This window comes from Paractinoplanes brasiliensis, from assembly GCF_004362215.1.
In the GTDB taxonomy this organism is placed as follows: Bacteria; Actinomycetota; Actinomycetes; order Mycobacteriales; family Micromonosporaceae; genus Actinoplanes; species Actinoplanes brasiliensis.
Map to the genome: position 1 here is coordinate 1478971 of NZ_SNWR01000001.1, position 15748 is coordinate 1494718.

At 70.0% G+C, this 15748-nt stretch carries 13 protein-coding genes; 5 read left to right on the plus strand and 8 right to left on the minus strand.

Features of this window, described 5'->3' with window-relative positions; all coding sequences use genetic code 11:
- Positions 1-231: 231 nt before the first annotated feature.
- The 3 genes from uvrA to rsgA all read right to left on the minus strand — a co-directional run bounded on the left by uvrA (position 232) and on the right by rsgA (position 6237).
- On the minus strand, positions 232-3234 hold the full coding sequence (gene uvrA, locus C8E87_RS06260; RefSeq protein WP_133872193.1) for an excinuclease ABC subunit UvrA: 3003 nt from the start codon (positions 3232-3234) through the stop codon (positions 232-234).
- A gap of 146 nt (positions 3235-3380) precedes the next feature.
- Positions 3381-5174, minus strand: a complete 1794-nt coding sequence (locus C8E87_RS06265; protein WP_133872194.1) for a DUF6311 domain-containing protein — start codon at positions 5172-5174, stop codon at positions 3381-3383.
- A 25-nt stretch (positions 5175-5199) separates the two neighbouring features.
- Positions 5200-6237 carry a ribosome small subunit-dependent GTPase A gene (rsgA, locus tag C8E87_RS06270; protein WP_133872195.1) on the minus strand — a complete coding sequence of 346 codons (1038 nt, stop codon included), beginning with the start codon at positions 6235-6237 and terminating at the stop codon, positions 5200-5202.
- 307 nt (positions 6238-6544) lie between these two features.
- Here rsgA and C8E87_RS06275 point away from each other — a divergent pair, with 307 nt between their 5' ends.
- The 3 genes from C8E87_RS06275 (at position 6545) to C8E87_RS06285 (ending at position 9519) form a co-directional block, all read left to right on the plus strand.
- Positions 6545-7249, plus strand: a complete 705-nt coding sequence (locus C8E87_RS06275) for a maleylpyruvate isomerase family mycothiol-dependent enzyme (RefSeq protein WP_133872196.1) — start codon at positions 6545-6547, stop codon at positions 7247-7249.
- Between the two features lie 2 nt (positions 7250-7251).
- A complete protein-coding gene (locus C8E87_RS06280) occupies positions 7252-7899 on the plus strand; it encodes an MBL fold metallo-hydrolase (RefSeq protein WP_133872197.1) in 648 nt (215 codons plus the stop codon).
- A 183-nt stretch (positions 7900-8082) separates the two neighbouring features.
- Entirely contained in the window at positions 8083-9519 is a 1437-nt protein-coding gene (locus C8E87_RS06285) for a GGDEF domain-containing protein (RefSeq protein ID WP_133872198.1), read from the plus strand.
- On the opposite strand, the gene C8E87_RS06290 is transcribed toward C8E87_RS06285, so the two are convergent.
- From C8E87_RS06290 to C8E87_RS06305, 4 genes are all read right to left on the minus strand, one after another.
- The gene (locus tag C8E87_RS06290; RefSeq protein ID WP_133872199.1) at positions 9506-10222 is read right to left on the minus strand and encodes an aspartate/glutamate racemase family protein; all 717 of its coding nucleotides are present in this window, start codon (positions 10220-10222) and stop codon (positions 9506-9508) included. The genes C8E87_RS06285 and C8E87_RS06290 overlap by 14 nt on opposite strands.
- Positions 10219-11718, minus strand: coding sequence for an NCS1 family nucleobase:cation symporter-1 (locus C8E87_RS06295; protein WP_133872200.1), 1500 nt, complete (start codon positions 11716-11718; stop codon positions 10219-10221). The genes C8E87_RS06290 and C8E87_RS06295 overlap by 4 nt, the downstream gene beginning before the upstream one ends.
- Before the next feature lie 26 nt (positions 11719-11744).
- A complete protein-coding gene (locus C8E87_RS06300) occupies positions 11745-12479 on the minus strand; it encodes a GntR family transcriptional regulator (RefSeq protein ID WP_133872201.1) in 735 nt (244 codons plus the stop codon).
- A gap of 67 nt (positions 12480-12546) precedes the next feature.
- Positions 12547-13668 carry an epoxide hydrolase family protein gene (locus C8E87_RS06305; protein WP_133872202.1) on the minus strand — a complete coding sequence of 374 codons (1122 nt, stop codon included), beginning with the start codon at positions 13666-13668 and terminating at the stop codon, positions 12547-12549.
- Between the two features lie 86 nt (positions 13669-13754).
- Here C8E87_RS06305 and C8E87_RS06310 point away from each other — a divergent pair, with 86 nt between their 5' ends.
- Together C8E87_RS06310 and C8E87_RS06315 are read left to right on the plus strand one after the other, a co-directional pair.
- The gene (locus tag C8E87_RS06310) at positions 13755-14357 is read left to right on the plus strand and encodes a TetR/AcrR family transcriptional regulator (RefSeq protein WP_133872203.1); all 603 of its coding nucleotides are present in this window, start codon (positions 13755-13757) and stop codon (positions 14355-14357) included.
- 221 nt (positions 14358-14578) lie between these two features.
- The gene (locus C8E87_RS06315; protein ID WP_239080583.1) at positions 14579-15175 is read left to right on the plus strand and encodes an ATP-dependent Clp protease proteolytic subunit; all 597 of its coding nucleotides are present in this window, start codon (positions 14579-14581) and stop codon (positions 15173-15175) included.
- A 45-nt stretch (positions 15176-15220) separates the two neighbouring features.
- On the opposite strand, the gene C8E87_RS06320 is transcribed toward C8E87_RS06315, so the two are convergent.
- Positions 15221-15646, minus strand: a complete 426-nt coding sequence (locus C8E87_RS06320; protein WP_133872205.1) for an uL11 family ribosomal protein — start codon at positions 15644-15646, stop codon at positions 15221-15223.
- Positions 15647-15748: the final 102 nt, after the last annotated feature.

A 15748-nucleotide genomic window follows, 5' to 3' on the forward strand; every position in this document is an offset into this window, starting at 1 on the left:
CCAGTGCCGGGTCCGCGTCAATGGTCACGCGGCGTCGCCTCTACATACGCTGCCGCGGCCCGCCGGGTTCAGGCGTACCGCGAAATACCCGCCGAAACGGCGGCGGTCCATCCGGGTTTGCGGGCTTTCGCCAATGGCGGGGCCCGGACGGCAACGCCCGATCGAGGTTATGCCCTCGACCGGGCGCCGTAGCTTTGAGTTACCTGTGATGTTGCTGAAGGTCGGCGGGACTCAGGCCTGGGAAGCCGCCTTGGCCCGCGACCGCGAAGCCCGGGGCTTGGTGACCGTGGTGCCGTTCGACGCGGCCTTGGCCGGCGAAGTCGCTCTGGCCGCGGCGCCGTTGGCCTTGGCCGCCCGGGCAACCGCCGCGGGCGAACCCTGGCCCTCGCCCTGGAGCCCGAGCATGTGCCGCAGAAACTGGCCGGTGTGACTCTCGGGCACCTCGGCCAGCTCTTCCGGGGTGCCGGTGGCCAGCACCAGGCCGCCCTTGCTGCCGCCCTCGGGACCCATGTCGATCAGCCAGTCGGCGTTCTTGATCACGTCGAGGTTGTGCTCGATCGTGATCACCGTGTTGCCCTTGTCGACCAGGCCGTTGAGCACCAGCAGCAGCTTGCGGATGTCCTCGAAGTGCAGGCCGGTGGTCGGCTCGTCGAGCACGTAGACCGTCTTGCCGGTCGACCGCTTCTGCAGCTCGGAGGCCAGCTTGACACGCTGCGCCTCACCACCGGACAGCGTCGGCGCGGGCTGGCCGAGCCGTACGTAACCCAGCCCCACGTCGACCAGCGTCTTGAGGTGGCGGTGGATCGACGAGATCGGCTCGAAGAAGGTCGCCGCCTCCTCGATCGGCATCTCCAGCACCTCGGAGATCGTCTTGCCCTTGTAGTGCACCTCGAGCGTCTCGCGGTTGTACCGGGCGCCCTTGCAGACCTCGCACGGGACGTAGACGTCGGGCAGGAAGTTCATCTCGATCTTGATCGTGCCGTCACCGGCGCAGTTCTCGCAGCGGCCGCCCTTGACGTTGAACGAGAACCGGCCGGGGCCGTAGCCGCGCACCTTGGCCTCGGTGGTCTCGGCGAACAGCTTGCGGATGTTGTCGAAGACACCCGTGTACGTCGCCGGGTTGGACCGCGGGGTGCGGCCGATCGGCGACTGGTCGACGCCGACGACCTTGTCGACGTTCTCCAGGCCGGTGATGCGGGTGTGCCGGCCCGGCACCATGCGGGCGCCGTTGATCTGGTTGGCCAGCACGGTGTAGAGGATGTCGTTGACCAGCGTGGACTTTCCGGAACCGCTCACCCCGGTGACCGCGATGAACTGGCCCAGCGGGAACGGGACGGTCAGCCCGCGCAGGTTGTGCTCGCGGGCGCCCTGCACGACCAGCTCGCGGCCCGGCATCTGCGGGCGCCGGCCGGCCGGGGTCGGGATCGACTTGCGGCCCGACAGGTAGGCGCCGGTCGGCGAGTTCTTGTTCTTCAGCAGGCCCTCGACCGAGCCGCTGTGCACGATGTGCCCGCCGTGCTCACCGGCGCCGGGGCCGATGTCGACGATCCAGTCGGCCGTACGGATGGTGTCCTCGTCGTGCTCGACCACGATCAGCGTGTTGCCCAGGTTGCGCAGCCGCACCAGGGTCTCGATGAGCCGGTGGTTGTCGCGCTGGTGCAGGCCGATCGACGGCTCGTCGAGCACGTAGAGCACGCCGACCAGGCCCGAGCCGATCTGGGTGGCGAGCCGGATGCGCTGGGCCTCGCCGCCCGAGAGGGTGCCCGCGCCACGGTCGAGCGACAGGTAGTCGAGACCCACGTCGACGAGGAACTGCAGCCGGGCGTTGATCTCTTTGAGGACCCGCTCGGCGATCATCTTCTGCCGGTCGTCGAGCACGATGTTCGACAGCATCTCGGCGCACTCGCCGATCGACAGGTTGCACACCTCGGCGATGCTCTTGCCGTCGATCGTGACGGCCAGCACCTCGGGCTTGAGCCGGGCGCCCCGGCACACCGGGCAGGGCACGTCGCGCATGTAGCCCTCGTACTTGTCGCGCGACCAGTCGCTCTCGGTGTCGTTGTGCCGCCGCTCGATCCACTGCACCACACCCTCGAAGCCGGTGTAGTAGGAACGCTCGCGACCGTACTTGTTGCGGTAACGCACGTGCACCTGGTCTTCGGACCCGTGCAGGATCGTCTTCTGCGCCCGGGCCGGGAGCGAGCGCCACGGGGTGTCGACGCTGAACTTCTCGGCCTTGGCCAGCGCCTCGAGCAGCCGCAGGAAGTACTCCTGGGTCTGGCCGCCGGACCAGGGCTGGATGGCGCCCTCGCGGATGCTGCGTTCCTCGTCGGGGACGAGCAGCTCGGGGTCGACCTCTTTCTTGGTGCCGAGGCCGGAGCACTCGGGGCACGCGCCGTAGGGGGCGTTGAACGAGAAGACCCGGGGCTCGAGGTCCTCGATGGCCAGGGGGTGGTCGTTGGGGCAGGCCAGGTGCTCGCTGAAGCGGCGCTCGCGGGCCGGGTCGTCCTCCGGCAGGTCGACGAACTCGAGCAGCACGATGCCGCCGGCCAGGCCCAGCGCCGACTCGATGGAGTCGGTCAGGCGCTGCTTGCTGCTCGCCTTGACGCTGAGCCGGTCGACCACCACCTCGATGGTGTGCTTCTCCTGCTTCTTGAGCTTCGGCGGCTCGGTCAGCGGGTGCACCACGCCGTCGACCCGGGCCCGCGCGTAGCCCTTGGCCTGCAGCTCGGCGAAAAGGTCGACGTACTCACCCTTGCGCCCGCGGACGACCGGGGCGAGCACCATGAACCGGGTGCCCTCCTGCATGGCGAGCACCCGGTCGACGATCTGCTGCGGCGTCTGCTTGCTGATCCGCTCGCCGCAGACCGGGCAGTGCGGAATGCCCGTACGCGCGAACAGCAGGCGCAGGTAGTCGTAGACCTCGGTGATCGTGCCGACCGTCGAGCGCGGGTTGCGCGAGGTCGACTTCTGGTCGATCGACACCGCCGGGGACAGGCCCTCGATGAAGTCGACGTCGGGCTTGTCCATCTGCCCGAGGAACTGCCTCGCGTACGACGAGAGGGACTCGACGTAGCGCCGCTGCCCCTCGGCGAAGATCGTGTCGAACGCGAGGCTGGACTTGCCGGACCCGGACAGACCGGTGAACACGATCATCGCGTCGCGGGGCAGGTCAAGGTTGACGTCACGCAGGTTGTGCTCGCGCGCGCCTCGAATAGTCAAACGGTCGGCCACCAGCCAGCCTCTCCGTACAGGTGTTTGAGTGAGCAAGCCGCGGCCACTCTAGCCATGGGGTACGACAAGTTTTGCCGCCGCGGGCGCCAAGAAGGTGTAGCGCCTGGCACATCACGCACATTCCCGCAGTTCCGGCGCGAGAAAACTCACTCCGGCGAGGGAACCGGAAGCGAGCGTACGTCCCACAGCTGAACTCCGCCGACCAGCTGCGGCGCGCCCAGGGCGGTGGTCATCGTTTCCAGCAGCGCGTCCTCGTTGCGGCTGCCGGGCACCAGCACGACCACGGCGGCCCGCCAGAAGATCAGGTCTTCGGTGATGCGGGCCTTGTCGCTCGCGGTCAGTTGCGGGCGCTCGCCGAACTCCCGGACCCGCCAGAGCAGGTCGGAGGTGAACCGGCGGGGAGCGTTCCACGAGCCGGTGTCGTCGCGCGGCGGGTCGACCGGGCCCATGAAGTAACCGCGGGGCGTCCGGTACTCCAGGTGGGACAGCGTCACCCAGCGCATCCCCGTACGCCCGGTGGTGACCTCGGGCAGAGGGACGGTGACCAGGGTACGGTCGTCGGACACGTACTGCCGCCAGGTGCCCTGGGTCAGGAACGGCGGCAACGGGTCGTCCACGACGACGGGCAGCGGCTTGGGGAACAACGGCACCAGCGCGAGCACGAGGCCCACCTGCCACAGCCGCCGGCCGCGCGGCGTGAACCCGCGCAGCCGATCGGTGGCCAGCGCCAGCAGCACACCGGCGATGGTCGCGGGCACCATGGCGAACCGGGTCACACTGACGAGGTCGATGATCGGCACGTGGCTGATCAGGCCGAACGGCAGCGGGACGCCGGTGCGGCGCCCGAAGACGATCAGCACGGGCCCCATCGACACGATCAGCAGCACAAGCGCGGAGACAGCGGCGGCGCGGGCCGCCACCGTGCGCCACAGCACCACCACCGACGCGACGATCATGACCAGGCCCGCCGGGCCGAAGAACAGGTTGTCCTCCGTGCTGCTGACGCTCATGTGCCGGGTGAGCTCGGCGTTGCCGGCCAGCGACTGCCGCGCGAACCCGGCGATCGAGGCCAGGTCGGTCGCGTACATGTCGGGTGCGAACGGCTGGCCGTGGTAGTTGCCCTTGGCGAAGAACTGATACCACAGCGGGTAGGCCAGCGCGGCCAGCGAGACACCGGCCGCGACAGCGAGACCGGCCGCCATGGGCCGCGCGTCGCTGCGGGCCCGGTCGGGGGCCATCACCGCGTACGCGATGACGAAAACGCCCAGGGCCAGAGCGGTGAACAGCAGGCTCTCCTCGTTGATGAACACCTGCGCGACGATCAGCAGGCCGAGGATCACCCCACCCCGTACGGCCCGGCCGGGCTCCCGCAACCGCAGCGCCTGCCACACGATGAACGGCAACAGCCACTGGCTCACGAAGTTCACATGGCCGTTGGCGTGGGACACCATCGTCGGCGCGAACCCGCACCACAGGCCCCCGATCCAGGCCGCGAGCCGGCTGGTCACCAGATGACGGGAGAGCACCCAATACCAGGCGGCGGCTGTGCCGGCCAGGCCCAGCGTGATCAGCAGCGCCACCGAGAAACCGGGGCCGAGCCAGTGCGTGAGCGGGGCCAGCGGCAGGCTCAGGGCCAGCACCGACGTGTTGGCCATCATGTTCACGCCGTCGGGCACGTTGAGCCGGTCGCTGAAGAACGGGTTGTCGCCGTGGAACAGCACCCGCTCGCCGTGGGCCAGCATGAACAGGAACACGCCGTGGTCGTCGTCGTTGCCGGCCAGCACGCGCCCGTTCGGGTCACGCCAGAGCTGGACCGTGACCAGCACGGAGAGAACCGCGTAGCTCAGCAGGGCCCAAGGATCGGCCCGGCGGCGACGCGGCGCCGGCGTCTCGGACCGGGACCCGGCCGCACCGTCGACAACTTCCTCCACCGCACGCACCGGAGCATTGTGACAGAGGGGTCTGTCAGGAACGTCTGCGGCGGTGACCGGCCGCCCCCGCCAGCCGGGCCGACTGACGTGCCGATTCGACCTCGATCTCGTGCCTGAGCTTGCGCCACGCGGCCAGCCGCCGGGGCGCCAGCGAGCCGTCGGCCGCGGCCGTCACGACCGCGCAACCCGGTTCGGCCTCGTGCCGGCAGTCGTCGAACCGGCATTCGGCGGCCAGCACGGTGATGTCGCCGAACGCGCGGCTGAGCCCTTCGGCGGTGTCGAGCAGGCCCACCCCGCGGATGCCGGGGGTGTCGAGCACGGCCCCGCCGTCGGGGAGCGGAACCAGATTCCTGTACGCGGTGGTGTGCCGCCCCTTGCCGTCGACGTCACGGATCTGCTGCACCGGCATCACAGGAGCCCCGGCCAAGGCGTTGACCAGCGTCGACTTGCCCGCCCCGGAGCGCCCCAACAGAGCCAGGGTGCGGCCCCTCACCACGTACGGGGAAAGGTGTTGAAGGTTGTGACCCCGCCGGACACTTACCGTGATCACCGGCACACCCGGCGCGACGGCCTCGACCTGGCGGCGGATCGCCTCGGGGTCGGCGGCCGTGTCGGACTTGGTGAGGACGATCATCGGTTTCGCGCCGGACTCCCAGGCCAGGGCCAGCAGACGTTCGATGCGCGCGTCGTCCGGCTCCGGATGGATCGGCTCGACAACGGCGACGGTGTCCATGTTCGCCGCGAGCACCTGGCCGGTGCTGTCCTTGTCGGCGGTGCGGCGGATCAGACACGTGCGGCGGGGCAGCACGGCCTCGGCGGTGACCCGGCGGTCGGGCCATCGGCGCAACACCACCCAGTCACCGGCGCACGGCAGCAACGCGGGATCACGGGCGGCGCCGATCAGTACGTTCCCGCCCAGGCTGGCGCGGGTGACACCGCCCGCGTCGAGCACGGTGCAGACGCCACGGTCGGCGCGCAGCACCCGGCCCGGCGCCGCGTCGGAACGGTCGTAGGGACGATACGCGGATGCGAAAAACTCGTCCCAGCCCAGCTGGGACAGCTCGTGTGCCATGGGAACCCGTTTCCCGGACGGGGAGACAGCCGGACCGCGTGGTCAGGCGGCGGCCTCCTGGTGAAGGGACGCAAAGACGAACAGCACGCTCCCCACCTCCTCCGCGGGATCTGATCGGCGCGTCTGCACCGACGGTACGGATGCGCCTACGGCAGCGAAAGCGATTTCCGACCCACTAGGGTTCACAAGGTGACCGCGTTTCAGTTGTCGGGCCGTCCCGGCCCTCGCTCCGCTCGGTGCAGTCCGTCATGACCGCGCTTCAGTTGTCAGGCCGTCCCGGCCCTCGCTCCGCTCGGTGCAGTCCGTCATGACCATGGATCCACTCGTCATGCTCACCGACGTCGACCGGGCCACCGATGAGCTGCTGCGCAGCGTGGCCGACCTCGACCCGGCCGCGGTGGGGGCGCCGTCGCTGCTGCCCGGCTGGACGGCCGGACACGTGCTGACCCATGTGGCGCGTAACGCCGACGCGCTGACAAACCTGCTGACCTGGGCCCGCACCGGGGTCGAGACACCCCCGTACGCCTCCAGGGAAGCGCGCGACGCCGCCATCGAGGAAGGCGCCGGCCGCCCGCTGCGCGAACAGGTGGAAGACATCCGGGCCGCGCACGAGCGGTTCGCCGACGCCGGCGCCGCCATGCCCGCCGAGGCCTGGGCGTTCCCGCTGCCCACGCTGGGGCAGTCGGCCGCCGCGGTGCCGTGGACCAGGCTGCGCGAGGTGACCGTGCACCACGTCGACCTGGGCCTGGGCTACACCCCGGCCGACTGGCCCGAGGCGTTCGCACTGCGTCTGCTGCGCGAGGTCGCGGCCGGGGCCGGCGACGACTGGCCCGCCATGCACCTGCGCCCGTACGGCATCGACCACGTCCTGGCCATCGGCGACGCGCCCGAGCCGCCGGTCGTAGGCGGCCCCACCAAGTCGATCGCCGCCTGGCTGACCGGCCGGGGCGACGGCGCCGACCTGACCGTCTCGCCCGACGGCGAGCTCCCCGCACCCCCGACCTGGAAGTGACCATGCCCTACACCGGCGAAGTGACCCGCGGCGGCCCGCCCGCCGTCCGCGACCTGGGCGCCCTCACCATCACCAAGGTGTCGGTCGGCCCGATGGACAACAACGCCTACCTGCTGCGCAGCGGGGACGAACAGCTGCTGATCGACGCCGCCAACGACGCCGGCACCCTGATCGCCCTGGCCGGCGACGCCGGGCTGGCCACGGTCGTGACCACCCACCGCCACGCCGACCACTGGCAGGCCCTCGAAGAGGTCGTCGCCGCCACCGGCGCCGAGTCCCTGGCCCACATCGAGGACGCCGCCGAGATCCCCCTGGTCAACCGCGACCTGCGCGACGGCGAACACATCACCGTGGGCCCGGCCACCCTGGAGGTGATCCACCTGGTCGGCCACACGCCGGGCTCGATCGCCCTGCTCTACCAGGACCCGGACGGCCCACCCCACCTCTTCACCGGCGACAGCCTCTTCCCCGGCGGGGTGGGCAACACCCGCAAGAACAAGGCGAACTTCGAGTCCCTGATCACCGACGTCGAACAGAAACTCTTCAACCGCCTCCCCGACAAGACCTGGTTCTACCCCGGCCACGGCAACGACTCCACCCTGGGCGCCGAACGCCCCCACCTCCCCGAGTGGCGAGCCCGCGGCTGGTAAGCCCGCTCAGTCGAAGGGGTTGATCACGGGGACGCCGGTGCGGGAGACGTCGGCGACGTTGCGGGTGACAAGGGTCAGGTTGTGCACCCGCGCGGTGGCAGCCATGAGCCCGTCGATGACGGGTGGTGGAGCCGACTCCGTGCATTTCCTTCAGACAGGTGCCGAGGCACCGATGGTGCGGGCATGAGACGTGTGCCGGCCCCGGTGGTGCCCGCGTGTGCGCTGGTGGCGGGGACGGTGTCGGCGGTGGCGCCGGGCACTGCTGTGGCGCACTGGTCCTATCTGGTGGCGTTCACGGCCTTCGTCGCGCTGGCCTGGGTCAGGTGGCGTGGGCTGCGCGGGCCGGCGAGGTCCGGTTACGCGTTCATCGTGGCCGCGCTGTCGGTGTGGCTGGCCGGGGATCTGCTGTTCGACGCGCTGACCTGGGTGACCGACGACGGGCTGGGCGACGTGAGCCCGTCCGACCTGTTGTGGGTCTCGGGTTATCCGCTGCTGGCGGCGGGACTCGTACGCCTCACCCAGCTGCGCGCTCCGGGGCGGCTGCGGGAGGGGCTGCTCGACGGGCTGGCCATGGCGACCGTGGTGGCGTGGCTGTTCTGGCAGTTCATCATCCTGCCGGCGGCCGAGAACGAGCGGCTGTCGTTGCCGGTTGTGGTGGGCGCGTTCTATCCGTTCGGTGACGTGTTGTTGTTCACGGCGCTCGCGATCCTGGTGCTGGCGCCGGGCACCAAACGCGGGCCGACCCTCTACCTCGTGGGGGCCCTCGCGCTCACGTTGATCGGTGACGTGGGCATCTCGACGATGCCCGAGTTGTTCCCGAACCTCTCCCTCGACCTGCAGCTCGACCGCCTCGACGGTTTGCTGCTGGTCGCCAACAGCCTTCTCGTGGCGGCCGTGGCCCACCCGGAGGCCGACCGGATCGGCGATCGGGTGCCGGCCGAGCAGCGGCTGCACCCGGCCCGCGTGGTCTTCCTGGGGGTGGCGTTGCTGGTGCTGCCGACGGTGGCGGGCCTGCGCCACTACGACACCACGCTCAGCCGGGTGTCGCTGCTGGTCTCGGTGGTGCTGCTGACCAGTCTGATTCTCGTACGGTTCGTGCTCGTGGTTCGCGAGCAGGAACGGATCCGGGCGGTGCTGGCTCATCAGGCCGAGCACGACCAGCTGACCGGCCTGGCCAACCGCCCGGCCCTGCTGTCACGGCTGGAGCTGGCGCTGTCCGAGACACCCGGCGGAAATCCGTACGGGCCGGTCCTCTTCTACCTCGATCTGAACGGATTCAAGCAGGTCAACGACCGCTTCGGCCACGCCGCCGGCGACTTCGTGCTGGTCGAGTTCGCCCGCCGCCTCGAGGCCGTGCTGCGTCCGGGTGACGTGGCGGCACGACTCGGCGGCGACGAGTTCGTGGTCCTGGCCTCCGACGTCCACGACGAGCACGACGCCGAGGCGATGGCCACCCGGCTGCGGTCGCTCGCCTCTGACCCCGTACGGCGTGGGAAGGATCTGTACCCGATCGGCGTGAGCGTGGGAATGGCGGCGGCCGGGCAGCACCACGAGCCGGACGCGCTGCTGGCGGCCGCCGACGCGAAGATGTTCCACGAGAAGCACCTCACGAGGGTGTGAACTCGCGCAGCAGCCCGGTGTAGGCCTTCGGGGGCGGCGACGCGAACTCGCCCCGCCCCGAGGGGCGCAACCCCAGCGTGACCAGCGACTGCGCCAGCACAACGCCCGCCGCCACCCCGTCGATCACCGGCACGTCCAGCTCGGCGCTCGCCTCCGCGGCGAAGCCGGCCATCCCGGCGCACCCGAGCACGATCACGTCGGAGTCGTCGTGGTCGAGGGCGTGCCGGGCGAGTGCCACCACTTCCTTGCGCGCGGCCGGGTCGGACTCCAGCTCCAGCACCGGGATGTCACAGGCGTGCACCCCGCGGCAGGCGCCCGGCGGCACGTAACGCGCGGCCAGGTCGTGCGCTCGTCCCCGCGTACGGGAAAGGGTGGTGACCACGCTGAAACCGCGACCGAGCAGCATCGCCGCGTGCATCGCCGCCTCGGCGATGCCGACCACCGGACCGGCCGCCAGCTCGCGGGCGGCGTCGAGACCGGGGTCGCCGAAGCACGCGAGCACATGAGCGTCGGCGTCGTTCAGGACGGCCAGGATGCCGGGCACCGCCAGCGCCTCGTCGTAGTGGCTCTCGATGGAAGCCGGGCCCATCGGCGACGTGACCGCCTCGACGACGACGCCCGGACCGGCCACGGCCCGGGCGCTCGCCTCGATCAAAGCGGTCATCGACTCCGTGGTGTTGGGGTTGATGACCTGGACCCTCATGCCGTCTTCGCCCGCCGGGCCAGTCCCAGGTAGACGACGAAGCCGAGCGCCATCCCGATGAACCAGCTGTACTGGGCGGTGGTGTGCATGCCGGGACCGCCGGTCCACAGCACCGGGGTCATCGCGATCACCGCGCCGGCCGCCGTGGCGATGATGGCGGGCGGGTTGTAGCCCTTCTTGTAGTGGTATTTGCCGTCGGGCGACATCGTGAACATGGCGTCGACGTCGACCTGCTGCTTGCGGACCAGGTAATAGTCGGCGATCAGCACGCCGAACAGCGGCCCGATGAAGGCGCCCAGCGTCTCCAGCGTGTAGTGGATGACGTCCGGGTTGTTGTAGAGGTTCCACGGGGTGAGCAGCACCGAGCCGACAGCGGCGATCATGCCGCCGGCCCGCCAGCTGATCCGTTGCGGGCTGACGTTGGAGAAGTCGAACGCGGGCGAGATGAAGTTGGCGACGATGTTGATGCCGATCGTGGCGATGGTGAAGGTGAGCGCGCCCAGGGCGATGGCGAACGTGCTGTCGATGCGCGACACCGTCTCGACCGGGTCGGTGATCAGCTCGCCGAAGACCGGCAGGGTCAGCGAGGCGGTGACGACGACCAGGATCGCGAAGAACAGGAAGTTCAGCGGCAGGCCGAGCAGGTTGCCCTTCTTGACGGCTTGGTAGCTGCGGCCGTACCGCGAGAAGTCGCCGAAGTTGAGCATCGGGCCGGAGAAGTACGACACCACCAGCGCGATCGCGCCGAGCATGACCGGCACCGCGTCCCAGCCGTGGTACTTCACGTCACCCAGGTTCAGGTCGATCTCGCTCCAGCCCGCCTTGTAGATCAGGTAGCCGCAGAGCAGGATCATCACGACGTAGACGGCCGGGCCGCAGAAGTCGATGAACTTGCGGATCGTCTCCATGCCGGTCCAGAACACGGCCGCCTGCAAAACCCAGAGCAGCGCGTACGTGCACCACCCGAGCAACGGCAGGCCGAGGAAACCGTACTGGTCGACGTCGGCGTACGGGGCCAGGCCCGGCCAGAACTTCAGGACCACGACGTCGAGCGCGGCCGAGGCCAGGTACGTCTGGATGCCGTACCAGGCGACCGCGATCGCGCCGCGGATGATCGCCGGCACGTTCGCGCCGAGCACCCCGAACGCGGCCCGGTTGATCACGGGATAGGGCACGCCGGTGACCTGGCTCGGCTTGGCCACCAGGTTGCAGAAGAAGTAGACGATCGTGATGCCCACGACCAGCGAGACGAGCACCTGCCAGCTCGACAGGCCCAGCGCGAACAGGCTGCCCGCTGTCACGTAGCCGCCGACGCTGTGCACGTCGGACATCCAGAAGGCGAAGATGTTGTACGAGCCCCAGTGCTGGTTCTTCAGGGGCGCCAGGTCCTCGTTGGTCAGCCGGGGGTCGTAGGAAGGCTTGATCACGCCGCTGCCGACCGGCATGCCGGCGGCTTCGACCAGGTCCTCGGGCTTGCTCGTGGTGATGTCGGCCATAGCCGAGACGCTAGGTATCGGCTGTTTCACATCGATGAGCGGAACTGTATATCTTCCGGCTCGAACAGCCCGGTGTCCTGCGGCAGCGCCCCGATGGCGGCCTGCAGCCGGTGGTGGTGGGTGGCGAACACCGCGATCAGCGCGTCGGCGTCCCGCGCGCGGAAGGCGGCCAGCATGCCGGCGTGATCGGCGTGCAGCAGCTCCCGTTCGGAGCTGTCCAGGTGCGACATCGGTTGCAGCGGCTCGGTCTGGTTCCACGCGAGGTCGAGCATGTGCAACAGGCGGCGCATCCGGCACGGCTTGATCAGAGCGAGGTGGAAGCGCCGGCTCTCGCGGTGATAAACCCTTCCGTCGTACGCGCGAACAGCCGCGTCAAGCGCACGAAGCGAGGCCGCCGCCCGTTCGTCGTCGTCCGCGCACGCCTGCTCGACGGCGACCCGCAGCCCGGCCGTCTCGAGCGCCTCGCGCACCAGATAGATCTCGGCGAACTCGTGCGCGGTCATCATGGCCACGCGATACCCGCCGTTGGGCCGGTGATCGACGAGCCCCTCGCCGATCAAGGTCATCAGAGCTTCCCGTACGGGGATCCGGCTCACCCCGAAAGCGGTCGCCACCGCGTCGACGGGGATGGCCGAGCCGGGTGGCACCTCCCCGTCCAGGATGATGCGGCGCAGCTCGTCGAGGATCACGTTCTGCGGGCTGCCCAGCGGCAACCCGGACAGCCGCGAGATCAGCACCGACCGGCGGCGTGGCCCTGGCATGTCCCGACCCTAGACCGGATCTGTTACGACAAGCGGGGCCACGCGTTGCGCCTTTGCTGCCGGCCGCCTACCTCGTCAGGCCGAGGAAGAACGCGCGGACGTCGTCGGCGAACATCTTGGGCTGCTCGGCGGAGAGGAAGTTGCCGCCCGCCGGCAGCTCGGTCCAGTGGGCGACGGGGGTGTCGCGCTCGGCGAACCGGCGGATCGTGATGTCGGTGACGCCCAGCGCCACGCCCAGCGGCACTGTCGACTTCTCCTTCGGGGCCCATGCGGACGGGTCGTGCGCCATCTCCCAGTAGAGGTTGGCCGAGGAACCGGCGGTGCCGGTGAACCAGTAGAGGCTCACGTTGGTCAGCAGCAGGTCACGGTCGACAGCGTCCTCGGGCAGGGTGGCCGCGGGGTCGGTCCACTCCTGGAACTTCTCGACGATCCAGGCCAGCTGGCCGACCGGCGAGTCGTGCAGGCCGAAGGCGAGCGTCTGCGGCCGCGTCGACTGGATCGCGTTGAAGCCCATCTTGTCGTCGCGGAACTCCTGCAGGCGGCCCAGCCGCGCCTGCTCGGCCTCGGTCAGCCCCTCGAACTCGGCCGGGTCGCCCGACGGGAACGTGATGTGGCCGTTGACGTGCACGCCGATCACCCGGCCGGGCTGCTGCCGGCCCATCTCGACGGCGATCGCGGCCCCGCCCCCGTTTCCCTGTACGCCGTAGCGCTCGTACCCGAGCCGGCTCATGATCTCGTTGAGCGCGGCGGCGCTGCGGGTCGTGTTCCAGCCCGGCGAGCTCAACGGGCCCGAGAAGGCGACGCCGGGGTTGCCGGCCAGCACCAGGTGGAAGTCGGGGCTGAGCGCCTCGACCACCGGCTGGTAGAGCGCGAACGAGCCCGGCCAGTCGTGGCTGATCAGCAACGGGGTCGCCGCGGGGTTGGCCGAGCGGATGTGCGCGAAGTGCAACGTCTGACCATCGACCTCGGTGACGAACTGGGGCATCTCGTTGAGCCGGGCCTCGGCCGCGCGCCAGTCGAACTCGCGCTCCCAGTAGCGCGCGAGGCCGCGAAGGTAGTCGACCGGGACGCCGCGCTGCCAGCCCTGGCCGGGGATCTCGCTGCCCCAGCGGGTGCGGGCGAGGCGGTCGCGAAGGTCGTCGACGTCGGCCTGGTCGACGGCGATGCGGAAGGGGCGGATCTCGGTCATGTCGGCTCCCCGAACTGGAACGGAATGCTTTGTTCCGTTCCAACGTAGCAGAGCGGAACGTTCCGTTCCAGAGGTAGGATGTGCCAATGACGGCAGGCAGGGCGCGCGAGGCCGCCCGCAACAGCGAGACCATCCTGGCGGCGGCGCGCGAGGTTTTCCTGGCCGACGCCCGCGCTCCGATCTCGGCGGTGGCCGAGCGGGCCGGGGTCGGCATCAGCGCGCTCTACCGGCGGTACCCCGGCAAGGAGGACCTGCTGCGCACGCTGTGCCACGACGGGCTGCGCCGGTTCGTCGCCGAGGCCTCACAGGCCGCGCAACTCACCGACGACTGGGCGGCGTTCGAGACGTTCCTGCGGGCCGTGGTCGAGGCCGACGTGCACTCGCTCACCGTGCACCTGGCCGGCACGTTCACCCCGACCGCCGAGATGAACGCCGACGCCATGCGGGCCGGCGAGCTGGGCAACGCGCTGTTCGACCGCGCACGCCCCCACATGCGCCCGGGCATCGTGCCGGCCGACGTCACCATCCTGCTCGACATGTGCGCGGCCATCCGGGTGCCCGACGCCACCCGCACCACCGAGCTGCGCCGCCGCTACCTGACGTTCCTGCTCGACGGCCTGCGCGCCGACGGCCCCCTCCCCGGCCCGCCGCCGGCCGACGCCGAGGCCAACTGGCGCTGGCGCACATGACCGGCGCCACTGCCCGCCTTCACCCACTCCCCATCGGCCCCTCCCCCTCGCATCAGCCCTCAGCAGAAGGGAGCATCGGGATTCGTGGGGCTGGATAGGGTGAAGATGCCCTGCGGTTGTCGTTGGCCGAGGGGCGCCGACCCCTGGCCGGCCGACGGCGCCGCGCGCTGATACCGCCGTCCCGCCGGGGCGGGTTGACCAACGGGAGGTGTGCGGTGGAGATGCGGCACGATCCGACGCGCTGGGGTCAGCCCCAGCCCCAACAGCCGGAGCCATGGCAGCAGGCCATGCCCGGCTGGCTCGAGGAAAAGCTGTTCGACCAGCGCATCGTCGTGGTGCGGGGTCAGCTCACCTCCGAGGCCGCCACCGGCACGGCCGCCGCGCTGCTGACCCTTGATGCCGCCGGCCCCGCGCCGGTGCAACTGCACCTGGCCAGCCAGGCCGGGGAGCTCGGCGCCGCGCTCTCGATCCTCGACGTGATCGACTCGATGGCCGCGCCCGTGCATGCGATCGTCACGTCGCAGGCGGGCGGGGCCGTGGTGGCGCTGCTGGCCGCGGCCGAGCGGCGGGCCGCGTACAGGCATGCCCGGTTCAAGCTCAACGAGCCGCGCTCCACCGGTGTGACCGGCACCGCCGACGAGGTCGCCCGCGCCGCCGGCCAGCACCTGCGCGAGCTCGAAGAGATCACGCTGCGGCTGGTCGAGGTGACCGGGCAGTCCCGCAGCCGCATCGAGGACGACATGTCGGCCGGCCGCAGTCTGACCGCCCAGGAGGCCCTGGACTACGGGCTCATCGAGGAGATCCTCGGCAAGGCATGAAAAACGGGCCCCGGGATCACCCGGGGCCCGTTCTCACGGCCTGATTCAGGAAGCGACCTTCACACCCATGGAACGGGCGGTGCCGGAGACGATCTGGATCGCGGCGTCGATGTCGTTCGCGTTGAGGTCGGGAAGCTTGCGCTCGGCGATCTCCTTGACCTGGGTCGCGCTCAGCGTGCCCACGGTCTGGGTCAGCGGGTTGGAAGCGCCCGACTGGATGCCCAGGGCCTTGCGGATCAGGAAGCTGGTCGGCGGCGTCTTGTAGGCCAGCGTGTGGCTGCGGTCCTCGTAGACGCTGACGATGACCGGGATGATCTCGCCGCGGTTCTTCGCCGTCGCCTCGTCGTACTCCACCTTGACGGCACGCATGTTGGCCCCGGTCGGACCAAGCATCTTGCCGAGGTCGACCATCGCGGCGTTACCCGCCTCAAGCGCGAGGGTTACCTCATGAGTCTTTTTCTTGGGCGGCATTGCGTAGGGCTCCTTAAGGTGAGCTGCACAAGCTAGATGGACCTTTTAGCGGGCCCAGCCGCAGCTCGCCAGCTTCATCAACACACGACAACCCCGAGACCT